Genomic DNA, 12,840 nt, shown 5'->3' with positions numbered 1-12,840 from the left:
CCGCGCGCTCAGTCCAGCGGCAGCGCGTACACGCTGCTCCCGCTCGCGACCACGGCCGTGTTCTTGCCGACCGCCACCCGGCGCCGGTGAGCGTACTTCGGCTTGCCCGGCCGCATGTCGGTGAACCGCCACAGCAGGTCGCCGCCGTCCGCGTCGTACGCCAGCACCTGCGTGTCGTCGCCGGCGATCAGGAACCGCTCGTCGGGCGTGACGTGCAGCGCCGGGGCCTGCACGAGCACGCCGACGTAGGCGAGCAGCGGGTTGCGCTTCCACTGCTCCTCGCCCGAGTCCCGCGCCACCGAGTGCACCGCGCGGAACGTGTCGAGGGCGTGGATCACCTCGCCCTGCACCGCCGGCGGGCCGAAGTTCTGCGGATTGGTGCTCTCCATGTCCTCGTCCCACGGTTCCGCGGTCACGCTCCACACCTCGGCACCGTCACCGCTCGCGTCGTACCCGCGCATCGTCTTGCCCGCGGTGGCGACGAGCAGGTCCTTGCCGGCCGCGGCCCAGTGGCCGCCCGCCATCCCGGCGTACTCCTGCGCCCAGCGCTCCTCGCCGCTGCCGAGGTCGAGTGCGGAGACCGCGGCCGGCTCGTCACGGTGCTCGGCGTCCTCGTCGGCCTCGGGCACCAGGACGACGGAGCCGCCGAGGAAGAGCGCGGCGGTCGCGGCGGCCGAGCCGGGCGAGCGCCACAGCTCGCGCCGCTCGGCGAGGTCGTAGCCGACGACGGTCAGCTCGCCGCCCTCCTCGACGGTGAACGCCGCGGTGTCGCCCGCTACGCCGAGGAGCGTCCCGTACGGCGCCTTGCCGCCCTTTTTGAACTTGTCGGACGTCCAGGCGACCGAGCCGTCCGCGGCGTCGAGCACCGTCAGGTCCTTGCCGGGCACCAGCACCATCCCGCCGCCCAGCGGCACCGCGGGGCCCCTGGCGCTGACGTCCGACTGCTCCCACAGCTCGTCGCCGGTGCGCAGGTCCCTCGCGTACACGCCGGACCTGGCGACGACCAGCGCGGCCGTGCCGCCCGCGACCACCGGGGGGCCGACCGGCTCCACCTTGCCCAGGCCCATGCCCCACAGGACGGAGGGCGGGGCGCCGGTCAGCCGCTTGTTCCCGGTGTTGCGGGACGCCAGCCGCTCGGCGGTGGTCGGCGGCGGGGGCGGGTCCTCGGCGGTCGCGGCCCAGGCTGCGGCGCCGCCGGCCGCGACGCCCACCGCGCCGCCGACGATGCCGGCGAGCAGGGCGCGCCGGGTGGCGGGGCGGCCGATGACGGTGGCGCCGCCGATCAGGTCCGGAGCGCCGGGGGTGCCGGGGGCCGGCGCCGCGAGGAAGGCGGGGTCGGGCTCGGTCTCGGCGGCGAGCACGTCGGCGGCCTGGAGCGCCAGGGCGGCGCTGACCCGGCGGGGCAGCCAGCCGGGGGCCAGGGCGGCCCCGGAGCGGGTGGTCGCCGCGTCGAGCACGGTCCCGGGGGCGGCCGGCCCTGCCGCCCAGGGGGTGCCACCCGGCGCGGCGCCGTGGAGCAGCTCGGGCAGGAGCGCGGCGGCGGTGGGGCGGCGGGCGGGATCGGGGTGGAGGCAGGGCTCCAGGGCGGCGCGGAGTGCGGGCTGGAGGAGGTCCAGCGGGTTCGCGGGGGTGCCGTAGGGGTCGGAGGCGTACGGGTCCGTGCCGTACGCGGGATCGCCGGCGAGCGGGTCCGTCAGCGGGTCGCCGAAGGCACCGGCCTGCGGATCCGCCGCCCCGTGGTCACCGGGGACCCGGCCGGTCGCGGCGAACACGAGCACCGCGGCCAGCGCGTACACGTCCCCCAGCGGCCGCGGCCGCCCGCCCGCCGCCTGCTCCGGCGGCAGGAACTCCGGTATGAGCCCGGCAAGGCTCTCGCGCGGGCTGCCGTCGGCGCCCGCCGCGCTCACCGTGCCGTAGCCGGTCAGCAGCGGGCCGTCGCCGGTGAGCAGCACGGCCGTCGGGTCGAGCCCGCCGTGCGCCGCCCCCGCGGCGTGCAGCGCGGCCAGCGTCTCGGCCAGCGCGGCGCCCACCGCGTACACGGTGCGCTCGGGCAGCGGCCCCTGCTGGGCGTCCAGCGCGGCGGGCAGCGGCAGCGCGGGCCGGTACGGCATCGCCCACCACGGCGCGCCGCCGGCCGAGAGCTCGGTCACCGGCGCCAGCCACGGGCCCCCCGTACCGCCGAGGCGCTGGGCCTCGGCGGCGGCGGCGTGGAAGCGCCCGGCGTGGCCGTGGTCGGCGGCCGTCGCCTCAGCGCGCGGTGCGGTGATCAGGACTGTGCGTTCGCCACCCGGCGCCTGCGCGATGTAGCGCGCGACCGGCGCGCGCAGGTCGCTCGCGTCCGTATCCAGACGCCCCAGCGGCCGGTACGCCCCGAACTGCTCGGGGTCGTCGAGTCGCAGCGGTTCCATACCCCCTCCTAGGAACTGGCCGCACGCAGCCTACCGGGGATGGGCGGGCGCCGCGCCAGGCGGGGGGTAAAAGGTCCCGCGCGGCAGGGGAGAAAGTCCCGCTCGCAAGCCGCACATTCTTATCCGGCAGTGGCGTGCGCCACAGGCGTCTGAAGGAATTCTAAAGGCGGTAGTAGATGAATCGGACGAGGGTCCGGGACTTTCGACTCTGCGGTTGCCGGACTTTCGGCAGGGGAGCCCGCCGGACTTTTGGAAACGGCCCCGAGTAGAGGCTCTGACCTGCATATTCGTACGCCTCCAGCCCTCCGGAACGCCCTCCGGGACCCTTCTCGCGGGTGGTCTCCACGGGTGTGCAAGGGGCAGAAAAACCCGACTCGTCGCTACGACCCCGGCTCGTACCAAGGGTCCTTGTCCGTCCCGGTCCGGCGCGTTACCAAGGTGGAGCGACCTCGGAGCGCAGCCGGGGTCGAAACCTTGTCTGGAGGGAATTCCGAGAATGTTCAAGCACGCCAAGTTCACCGCCCCGATAGCCACGTCCGCCATGCTCGCCGCCGGCGCCGGCATGGTCGTCGCCCTCGGTTCCGGGGTGGCCACGGCCGACAGCAAGCCCGACTGGGTCAAGCCCGTCTCGGCCGACTACGACCTCACCGCCTCGTACAACCAGGGCGGTGCCCGCTGGACCTCGAAGCACAGCGGCCAGGACTTCGCCGCCCCCACGGGCACGAACGTCCGCTCGGTCCACAGCGGCACCGTGGTCGAGGCCGGCTGGGGCGGCGCGTACGGCAACAACATCGTGATCAAGCACGGCGACGGCATCTACACCCAGTACGCCCACCTGTCCAAGATCGACGTTTCGGTCGGCGAGACGGTCAACGCCAAGACCGAGATCGGCAAGATCGGTACGACCGGCAACTCCACGGGCCCGCACCTGCACTTCGAGGTCCGCACCAGCCCCTACTACGGCTCCGCCGTGGACCCGGTCGCGTTCCTGACCAAGCACGACGTCAAGATCTGACATCTGACCCGCACCCCCGGCCCCGCCGGGCGGCGCCGGCGGCGGTCCTCGGGCCGCCGCACGGCTGCTAGGCTGGCGGACGGTTCGCGTGAGCGCCCCCGTATCCCACGGGCGAGGCGCCGCGACCGCCCCGCCTGCCGAGTCACCGCAGATTCCCTGTGACCAAAACCAGGGACGCTCGGCGGCGCCGACCAGAGGAGTTGGGAAAGAGTATGTCGCTCGACACCGCGACGAAGAAGAAGATCATGGCCGAGTACGCCACGAAGGAAGGCGACACCGGCTCCCCCGAGGTGCAGGTGGCGATGCTCACCCAGCGCATCAGCGACCTGACCGAGCACCTGAAGACCCACAAGCACGACCACCACTCGCGCCGCGGTCTGCTCCTGCTCGTCGGCCGCCGCCGCCGGCTGCTGCAGTACCTGGCGAAGAAGGACATCGCCCGCTTCCGTACGCTGGTCGAACGCCTCGGCATCCGCCGCGGCGCCGCCGGCGCCCGCTAGCGCCGCACGAGGGAGCGGCCCCCGCACCGGGAGCCGCTCCCTCGGCGTATGCCCGCAGTGGCTCCGGTCCCGTCCGGACGCCGGGGCGGGCCGGTCCGTCCGTACGGACCCTTACCGAACGGTTGCCAGCCAGCCGTCGAGATGCCGCCGGGGTGACTTGTACTCTGGTCGGCAGGACATCAGCACAGAGTGAATACGGGGAGCAACCGCCCGCAGCCGCCGGACCTGTGCCGACAGCGGGCGCCGGTCCTCGGTAGTGGCCTTCGGAGCACGCGAGAGCGCGCACCCCGGTGGCTTCGATCGAAGACCGGCCCGGCCTACAGCCGCTCATCCGGCCCGAGCCTGCCGCGCGGGTGCTCCACCGCTCACCGCCCACGCCACACGGGCGTGGGCGCAGACGAGGAGAATTTCCTGGTGGAGAACGAAACCCACTACAGCGAGGCCGTCATCGACAACGGCTCGTTCGGCACCCGCACCATCCGCTTCGAGACCGGCCGGCTCGCCAAGCTCGCCGCCGGCTCCGCCGTCGCCTACCTCGACGACGAGACCATGGTTCTCGCGGCGACCAGCGCCTCCAAGCAGCCCAAGGACCAGCTCGACTTCTTCCCCCTGACGGTGGACGTCGAAGAGCGCATGTACGCCATCGGCAAGATCCCCGGCTCCTTCTTCCGCCGGGAGGGCCGCCCCAGCGAGGACGCCATCCTCACCTGCCGGCTCATCGACCGGCCGCTGCGCCCCTCCTTCAGGAAGGGCCTGCGCAACGAGATCCAGATCGTCGCCACCATCGAGGCGCTCAACCCCGACCACCTCTACGACGTGGTCGCCATCAACGCCGCCTCCGCCTCCACCCAACTGGCGGGTCTGCCGTTCTCCGGCCCCATCGGCGGCACCCGCGTCGCCCTCATCCGCGGCCAGTGGGTGGCCTTCCCCACCCACACCGAGCTGGAGGAGGCCGTCTTCGACATGGTCGTCGCCGGCCGCGTCCTCGACGACGGCGACGTCGCGATCATGATGGTCGAGGCCGAGGCCACCGACCAGACCGTCGAGCTGGTCAAGGGCGGCACCACCGCGCCGACCGAGGAGGTCGTCGCCGCCGGCCTGGAGGCCGCCAAGCCCTTCATCAAGGCCCTGTGCAAGGCGCAGGCCGACCTCGCCGCCAAGGCCGCCAAGCCCACCGGCGAGTTCCCCGTCTTCCTCGACTACCAGGACGACGTGCTCCAGGCGCTCACCCAGGCCGTCCGCGACGAGCTGGCCCAGGCCCTCACCATCAGCAACAAGCTGGAGCGCGAGGCCGAACTGGACCGCGTCAAGGACGTCGCCGCCGAGAAGCTGCTGCCGCAGTTCGAGGGCCGCGAGAAGGAGATCTCCGCGGCCTACCGCGCGCTCACCAAGGAACTGGTGCGCGAGCGCGTCATCCGCGAGAAGGTCCGTATCGACGGCCGCGGCGTCACCGACATCCGGCCGCTGGCGGTCGAGGTCGAGGCGATCCCGCGGGTGCACGGCTCGGCGCTCTTCGAGCGCGGCGAGACCCAGATCATGGGCGTGACGACGCTGAACATGCTGCGCATGGAGCAGCAGCTCGACACCCTCAACCCGGTGACGCGCAAGCGCTACATGCACAACTACATCTTCCCGCCCTACTCCACCGGCGAGACCGGCCGCGTCGGCACCCCCAAGCGCCGCGAGATCGGCCACGGCGCGCTCGCCGAGCGCGCCATCGTGCCGGTGCTGCCCAGCCGCGAGGACTTCCCGTACGCGATCCGCCAGGTCTCCGAGGCGCTCGGCTCCAACGGCTCGACGTCCATGGGCTCCGTCTGCGCCTCGACGATGTCGCTGCTGAACGCCGGCGTGCCGCTGAAGGCCCCGGTCGCCGGCATCGCGATGGGCCTGATCTCCAAGGAGATCGAGGGCGAGACGCACTACGTGACGCTGACCGACATCCTCGGCGCCGAGGACGCCTTCGGCGACATGGACTTCAAGGTCGCCGGCACCAAGGAGTTCGTCACCGCGCTGCAGCTCGACACCAAGCTCGACGGCATCCCCGCCTCCGTGCTGGCCGCGGCCCTGAAGCAGGCCCGCGACGCCCGGCTGCACATCCTCGACGTGATGATGGAGGCCATCGACCGGCCGGACGAGATGTCCCCGCACGCCCCGCGGATCATCACCATCAAGATCCCCGTGGACAAGATCGGCGAGGTCATCGGCCCCAAGGGCAAGATGATCAACCAGATCCAGGAGGACACCGGCGCCGAGATCACCATCGAGGACGACGGCACGATCTACATCGGCGCCGCCGACGGCCCGGCCGCCGAGGCCGCCCGTACGACCATCAACGGCATCGCCAACCCGACGATGCCCGAGGTCGGCGAGCGCTACCTGGGCACGGTCGTGAAGACCACCTCCTTCGGCGCCTTCGTCTCCCTGCTGCCCGGCAAGGACGGACTGCTGCACATCTCGCAGATCCGCAAGCTCGCCGGCGGCAAGCGCGTCGAGAACGTCGAGGACGTCCTCGGCGTCGGCCAGAAGGTCCAGGTCGAGATCGCCGAGATCGACCAGCGCGGCAAGCTGTCCCTCATCCCCGTCCTGGAGGACGAGGACAAGGACAAGGACGGCGACTCCGAGAAGTCCGGGGACGAGTCCGCGACGTGACCCTGCCCCGCAGCAGCCGGAAGGCGGCCCGCCCCCCGTACCGGGGGCGGGCCGTCCCCCGTCCGCGCGCCACCCCCGCCACGGTCCTGAAGGGCCCCGACGGCTCCGGCACCGTACGCAAGACGGTGCTGCCCGGCGGGCTGCGCGTGCTCACCGAGACCCTGCCCTCCGTCCGCTCGGCGACCTTCGGCATCTGGGCGCACGTCGGCTCCCGCGACGAGACCCCGGCCCTCGGCGGCGCCACCCACTACCTGGAACACCTGCTCTTCAAGGGCACGAGGACGCGCTCCGCCCTCGACATCTCCGCGCCCATCGACGCGGTCGGCGGCGAGATGAACGCGTTCACGGCCAAGGAGTACACCTGCTACTACGCGCGGGTCCTCGACACCGACCTGCCGCTGGCCATCGACATCGTCTGCGACATGCTCACCGGCTCCGTCATCCGCGCCGAGGACGTCGAGGCCGAGCGCGGCGTCGTCCTCGAAGAGATCGCGATGACCGAGGACGACCCCGGCGACTGCGTCCACGACCTCTTCGCCCGCACGATGCTCGGCGACACCCCCCTCGGCCGCCCCGTCCTCGGCACCGTCGAGACCGTCACGGCGCTCACCCGCGACCGCGTCGCCCGCTTCTACCAGCGCCACTACACGCCCACGCGGCTCGTCGTCGCCGCCGCGGGCAACGTCGACCACGACGACGTAGTACGCCGCGTCGCCGCCGCCTTCGACCGGGCCGGCGCCCTCGACGCCCCCGACACCGCACCGCACGGCCCGCGCGCCGGCAGCCGCACGATCCGTACCGCGGGCCGCTTCGAACTGCAGGAGCGCCGCACCGAGCAGACCCACCTCGTCCTCGGCGCCCCCGGCGTCGGCCGGCACGACGAGCGCCGCTGGGCGCTGAGCGTGCTGTCCGCGGCCCTGGGCGGCGGCATGAGCTCCCGGCTCTTCCAGGAGATCCGGGAGAAGCGCGGCCTGGCGTACTCCGTGTACTCGTACACCTCCGGCTTCGCCGACTGCGGCCTCTTCGGCGTCTACGCCGGCTGCCGCCCCGCGCAGGCCGCCGACGTGCTCAAGCTCTGCCGCGAGGAACTGGCGCACGTCGCGCGGCACGGCCTGGCCGACGACGAGGTCGCCCGCGCCGTCGGCCAGTTGTGCGGCTCCCTGGTGCTGGGCCTGGAGGACACCGGCGCGCTGATGCACCGCCTCGGCAAGAGCGAGCTGTGCTGGGGCGAGCAGATGTCGGTCGACGAGATCCTCGCCCGGATCCGCGCCGTCACCCCCGACGACGTACGCGACGTGGCGGCGGCCGTCCTGGGGCGCCGCCCGTCCCTGTCCGTCATCGGGCCGGTCACCGACCGGCAGGCCACCGCGCTGCGGGAGGCGGTGGCCTGAGCGGCACCGGGTGCTCCCCACCGACCCACCGACACCGGAGGTAGTACGCGCATGACCAGCCAGCTCAAGGTCGGCGTCATCGGCGCCCGCGGCCGTATCGGCTCCGAGGCCGCCCGGGCCGTCGAGGCCGCCGAGGACATGGATCTCGTCGCGGCCGTCGACCGCGACGACGACCTCGCGGAGCTGGCGAAGGCCGGCGCCGAGGTCGCCGTCGAGCTGACGCATCCGGACTCCGCCCCCGCCAACGTCGACTTCTGCGTACGCAACGGGATCCACGCCGTCGTCGGCACCACCGGCTGGACCGACGACCGCCTCGACGCGCTGCGCGCCCGGCTGGCCGACAGCCCCGGCACCGGCGTGCTCATCGCCCCCAACTTCTCCCTCGGCGCCGTCCTCACCATGCACTTCGCCCGGCAGGCCGCCCGGTTCTTCGAGTCCGCCGAGGTCGTGGAGCTGCACCACCCGAACAAGGCCGACGCCCCGTCCGGCACCGCCACCCGCACCGCCCGCCTCATCGCCGAGGCCCGCCGCGAGGCCGGCCTGCCGCCGCAGCCCGACGCCACCGCCACGGCCCTGCCCGGCGCCCGCGGCGCCGACGTCGACGGGGTGCCCGTGCACGCCGTCCGGCTGCGGGGGCTCCTCGCCCACCAGGAGGTGCTGCTCGGCGACACCGGGGAGACCCTCACCATCCGGCACGACTCGCTGCACCACAGCAGCTTCATGCCGGGCATCCTGCTCGCCGCCCGCCGGGTGCCGGAGACCCCGGGGCTGACGGTCGGCCTCGAACACTTCCTCGACCTCGGCTGACGCCGACGCCCGGACACCGCTCATGCGCTCGAAGATCACGTACGTCGTGCTGTCGGCCGTGCTGGTCGTCTACTTCTTCCTCGCCGGCACCCGCGGCTGGTACCTGCTGCGCGAGGGCACGCCGCTGACCGTCGCCTTCGGCGCCGCCGTGCTCGTGCTCCCCGCCATCGGTCTCTGGTTCCTGTGGCACACCACCGCCTTCGCCCGCGCCGCGAACGCGCTGGCGCGGGAGCTGGACGCCGAGGGCGGGCTGCCGGTCGACGAACTGAAGCGCACGCCGAGCGGCCGGATCGACCGCGACTCGGCCGACGAGGTCTTCCGGCGGCGCAAGGCGGAGACGGAGGCCGCGCCGGAGGACTGGCGGTGCTGGTTCCGGCTGGCGGTCGCGTACCACGACGCGCGCGACACCCCGCGGGCGCGCAAGGCGATGCAGCGGGCGATCACCCTGCGCAGAGTGGCGGGCTAGCGGCCGAACGGCGCCTACGGGCGGTAACGCGTCAGCGCAGCTCCGTGGCCCATGCCTCGACGGTGTCGGCCGCCCGGTCGAACGCCTCGGGGCGGCCGAGGAAGTCCGCGTTGCTGTCCGTCAGCAGCGGCCGCAGCGGCGCCTGGGCCCCGCCCCGCCCGCGCCGCCGCGCCGCCGGGGTCACCAGGAGCGCCTGTCCCTGCACCGTGCGGGGCAGGCCGAGCCACTTCACCGGCTGCTGCACGGTCCGCACGGCGGCGATCTCGTCCCACGGCAGGGTGACGGTGTGGAAGAGGTGCACCTGCCGCAGCCCGTGCGCGCTCACCCACACCCCGACCCGCAGCAGCCGCAGCGCCGCCACGATGAAGCCCGCCCCCACGCCCGCGCATGTCAGCGCGCCCGTGACCGAGCCGGCGAGCAGCATGATCACGGTCGCGAAGAGCAGATACGAGGCGAGCAGCAGCTCGACGGCGGCCATGAGCACGCGCCAGGGGCCCGGGCGGTACGGCCGGCGCCAGCGGTCGCGATCGGCGTAGGGGAGCGGCGCGTCGCCGGCGACGTCTCCGAAGTCGCGGTCGGCCGTCAGGAAGGGCAGGGGCACGCCTGCGAGGCTAGCGAGGCCCCGGCGGGCCCACCACCCCGGGGGTGCGGACGGGGCACCCGCGACGGCCGTGACGGCGGTGCACGGGCACCGCGGGCGGCGTCAGGGGGTCTGCACCGTCTCCGTGTCCTGCGCGGACCCGGGGTCGTCGGTGAGCTGCATCGCCGGGACGCCGAAGACCACCGCGCCGACGAGCCCCGCCACTATCAACACGCCCACCAGCGCCCGCCCGGCGATCTCCCCGATCCCGGCGCGCGGCACGGGTGGCGGCACGGGGACGTCGCTGCGGAAGCGGTCGGCCTCCGCTATGAAGGCGTACGGAACGGGCTCACGCCGACGGCGAAGCATGCTGGGGCACCACCTCAGGACTCGTGGGTTTGTCGACTTGACTCCTGCCACCCGGACAACGTCGGAACGTCCCGTAAAGTGCCCAGATCCAGGGCCATGTGCCGAATACCTCTCAAAGGTACCCGGGCGCGGTGGACGCCCGGCGTACCGGCGGGGCCCGCGGGCGCGCGAAGCCCGTCAAATGTCTGGAATGGTGGTTATCGCGAAGTTCGCCTAGGCTGAGGATACGGACCCGGCACTGCTTGAACCCCCGAGCAGGCAGTGCCGGGTTCTCCCGCGCCTGCAACACCGCACGCCACCCAAGCGCGCACTCAGGGCATTCTTGCGAGTAGCGTGTCACTCATGGCTCCGACATCCACCCCGCAGACGCCCTTCGGACGGATGCTGACCGCCATGGTCACGCCGTTCACCCCCGACGGCGCCCTCGACCTCGACGGCGCCCAGCGACTCGCCGCCCACCTCGTCGACGCAGGCAACGACGGGCTGGTGCTCAACGGCACCACCGGCGAGTCGCCCACCACGAGCGATGCGGAGAAAGCCCAACTCGTACGGGCCGTGGTGGACGCCGTCGGCGACCGCGCCCACGTCGTCGCCGGAGCCTCGACGAACGACACCCGGCACAGCATCGAGCTGGCCCGCGCCGCCCAGGACGCCGGCGCCCACGGACTGCTGACCGTCACGCCGTACTACAGCAAGCCGCCGCAGCAGGGCCTCTACGCCCACTTCAAGGCCATCGCCGACGCCACCGACCTGCCCGTGATGCTCTACGACATCCCCGGCCGCAGCGGCGTCCCCATCAATACCGAGACCATGGTCCGGCTGGCCGAACACCCCCGGATCGTCGCCAACAAGGACGCCAAGGGCGACCTCGGCCGCGCGAGCTGGGCCATCGCCCAGACGGGCCTCGCCTGGTACTCCGGCGACGACATGCTGAACCTGCCGCTGCTGTCCGTCGGCGGCGTCGGCTTCGTCTCCGTCGTCGGCCACCTCGTCACCCCCGAGCTGGTCGCCCTCGTCGAGGCGTACACCGGCGGCGACGTGGCCAAGGCCACCGAACTCCACCAGCAACTGCTCCCCGTCTACACCGGCATGTTCCGCACCCAGGGCGTCATCACCGTCAAGGCGGCGCTCGCCCTGCGGCAGATGCCCGGCGGCCCGCTGCGGCTGCCCCTCGTGGGGCTCTCGCCGGAGGAGACCGAGCAGCTCAAGCGGGACCTCAAGGGCGGCGGCGTGCAGGTATAGCCGTACGCGCCCGGGCGTACGCGTCGCACACCCGCCGTCCTCACCGCCACAGAGACGTCACAACCGCATACCGAGAAAGCCGCGGCGCGGCTTCAGGGAAGCCGCCGTCGCACGCATCCATGTGCGCCCCGCCCGGGCCCGCCGCCGGGACCCGGCCGGTGCGCATGGTGAGGAGACACCTTTGAGCCATCCCCATCCCGAACTCGGCCCGCCCCCCGCACTCGCGGAGGGCGCCCTGCGGGTCACCCCGCTCGGCGGACTCGGCGAGATCGGCCGCAACATGACGGTCCTCGAATACGACGGCCGCCTGCTCATCGTCGACTGCGGCGTCCTCTTCCCCGAGGAGGAGCAGCCCGGGGTCGATCTGATCCTTCCCGACTTCTCCACCATCAGGGACCGCCTCGACGACATCGAGGGCATCGTCCTCACGCACGGGCACGAGGACCACATCGGCGCCGTGCCCTACCTGCTCCGCGAGAAGGCGGACATCCCCCTCATCGGCTCCAAGCTGACCCTCGCCCTCATCGAGGCCAAGCTCCAGGAGCACCGCATCCGCCCGTACACCCTCCAGGTCGCCGAGGGCGGCAGGGAGCGCATCGGGCCCTTCGACTGCGAGTTCGTCTCCGTCAACCACTCCATCCCGGACAGCCTCGCCGTCGCCGTCCGCACCCCCGCGGGCGTCGTCGTGCACACCGGCGACTTCAAGATGGACCAACTGCCGCTCGACGGCCGCCTCACCGACCTGCCCGCGTTCGCGCGCCTCGGCGAGGAGGGCATCGACCTGCTGCTCGTCGACTCCACCAACGCCGAGGTCCCGGGGTTCGTGGCGCCCGAGAAGGACATCTCCGGGGTACTGCGGGGAGTGTTCGCGGCGGCGCAGAGGCGCATCATCGTGGCCAGCTTCGCGAGCCACGTGCACCGCATCCAGCAGGTCCTGGACGCGGCGCACGCGTACCGGCGGAAGGTCGCCTTCGTCGGCCGCTCCATGGTCCGCAACATGGGCATCGCCCGCGACCTCGGCTACCTGCGCGTGCCCCCCGGCCTCGTCGTCGACGTGAAGACCCTCGACGACCTGCCGGACCACGAGGTCGTCCTCGTCTGCACGGGCTCGCAGGGCGAGCCGATGGCCGCCCTGTCCCGCATGGCCAACCGCGACCACCAGATCCGCATCGTCGCCGGCGACACGGTCATCCTCGCCTCGTCCCTGATCCCGGGGAACGAGAACGCCGTCTACCGCGTGATCAACGGCCTCACCCGCTGGGGCGCCAACGTCGTCCACAAGGGCAACGCCAAGGTCCACGTCTCGGGCCACGCCTCGGCCGGCGAGCTGCTGTACTTCTACAACATCTGCAAGCCCCGCAACGTCATGCCAGTCCACGGCGAATGGCGCCACCTGCGCGCGAACGCCGAACT

Annotated in this window: 11 protein-coding genes (1 of these 11 only partly in view); 8 read left to right on the top strand and 3 right to left on the bottom strand. The window is 72.8% G+C overall.

The features are described from left to right. Positions 1 to 8 precede the first annotated feature (8 nt). A complete protein-coding gene (locus tag O7599_RS09295; protein WP_281621655.1) occupies positions 9 to 2,408 on the bottom strand; it encodes a PQQ-binding-like beta-propeller repeat protein in 2,400 nt (799 codons plus the stop codon). A gap of 496 nt (positions 2,409 to 2,904) precedes the next feature. On the opposite strand from O7599_RS09295, the gene O7599_RS09290 reads away from it, so the two are divergent. The 6 genes from O7599_RS09290 to O7599_RS09265 all read left to right on the top strand — a co-directional run bounded on the left by O7599_RS09290 (position 2,905) and on the right by O7599_RS09265 (position 9,236). Further along, complete coding sequence (locus O7599_RS09290) at positions 2,905 to 3,423, top strand: M23 family metallopeptidase (protein ID WP_281621654.1); 519 nt, start codon at positions 2,905 to 2,907, stop codon at positions 3,421 to 3,423. A gap of 212 nt (positions 3,424 to 3,635) precedes the next feature. After that, on the top strand, positions 3,636 to 3,923 hold the full coding sequence (rpsO, locus tag O7599_RS09285; protein ID WP_027771451.1) for a 30S ribosomal protein S15: 288 nt from the start codon (positions 3,636 to 3,638) through the stop codon (positions 3,921 to 3,923). Positions 3,924 to 4,337: 414 nt separating this feature from the next. Beyond that, positions 4,338 to 6,572 (top strand): polyribonucleotide nucleotidyltransferase, encoded by a 2,235-nt coding sequence (locus tag O7599_RS09280; RefSeq protein ID WP_281621653.1) that lies wholly within the window; start codon positions 4,338 to 4,340, stop codon positions 6,570 to 6,572. Next, complete coding sequence (locus tag O7599_RS09275; RefSeq protein ID WP_281621652.1) at positions 6,569 to 7,963, top strand: pitrilysin family protein; 1,395 nt, start codon at positions 6,569 to 6,571, stop codon at positions 7,961 to 7,963. The genes O7599_RS09280 and O7599_RS09275 overlap by 4 nt, the downstream gene beginning before the upstream one ends. A 51-nt stretch (positions 7,964 to 8,014) precedes the next feature. After that, positions 8,015 to 8,770, top strand: a complete 756-nt coding sequence (gene dapB / locus O7599_RS09270) for a 4-hydroxy-tetrahydrodipicolinate reductase (protein WP_281621651.1) — start codon at positions 8,015 to 8,017, stop codon at positions 8,768 to 8,770. A 22-nt stretch (positions 8,771 to 8,792) separates the two neighbouring features. After that, complete coding sequence (locus O7599_RS09265) at positions 8,793 to 9,236, top strand: hypothetical protein (protein WP_281621650.1); 444 nt, start codon at positions 8,793 to 8,795, stop codon at positions 9,234 to 9,236. Positions 9,237 to 9,267: 31 nt separating this feature from the next. Here O7599_RS09265 and O7599_RS09260 read toward each other — a convergent pair whose 3' ends face one another. Both O7599_RS09260 and O7599_RS09255 read right to left on the bottom strand, forming a co-directional pair. Continuing rightward, complete coding sequence (locus O7599_RS09260; RefSeq protein WP_281621649.1) at positions 9,268 to 9,837, bottom strand: hypothetical protein; 570 nt, start codon at positions 9,835 to 9,837, stop codon at positions 9,268 to 9,270. A gap of 102 nt (positions 9,838 to 9,939) precedes the next feature. Continuing rightward, the gene (locus O7599_RS09255) at positions 9,940 to 10,185 is read right to left on the bottom strand and encodes a hypothetical protein (protein WP_281621648.1); all 246 of its coding nucleotides are present in this window, start codon (positions 10,183 to 10,185) and stop codon (positions 9,940 to 9,942) included. Positions 10,186 to 10,527: 342 nt separating this feature from the next. On the opposite strand from O7599_RS09255, the gene dapA reads away from it, so the two are divergent. Continuing rightward, positions 10,528 to 11,427, top strand: a complete 900-nt coding sequence (gene dapA, locus O7599_RS09250; protein WP_281621647.1) for a 4-hydroxy-tetrahydrodipicolinate synthase — start codon at positions 10,528 to 10,530, stop codon at positions 11,425 to 11,427. A gap of 181 nt (positions 11,428 to 11,608) precedes the next feature. Beyond that, on the top strand, positions 11,609 to 12,840 hold the 5' portion of the coding sequence (locus O7599_RS09245) for a ribonuclease J (RefSeq protein ID WP_281621646.1). It continues 454 nt past the right edge of the window; only the first 1,232 of its 1,686 coding nucleotides appear in the window; the start codon lies at positions 11,609 to 11,611; its stop codon lies off the right edge, out of view.

The sequence above is a fragment of the Streptomyces sp. WMMC500 genome (assembly GCF_027497195.1).
Classification (GTDB): Bacteria; Actinomycetota; Actinomycetes; order Streptomycetales; family Streptomycetaceae; genus Streptomyces.
Note: the sequence above shows the minus strand (reverse complement) of the source record. Positions and strands in the feature narration are given on the sequence as shown.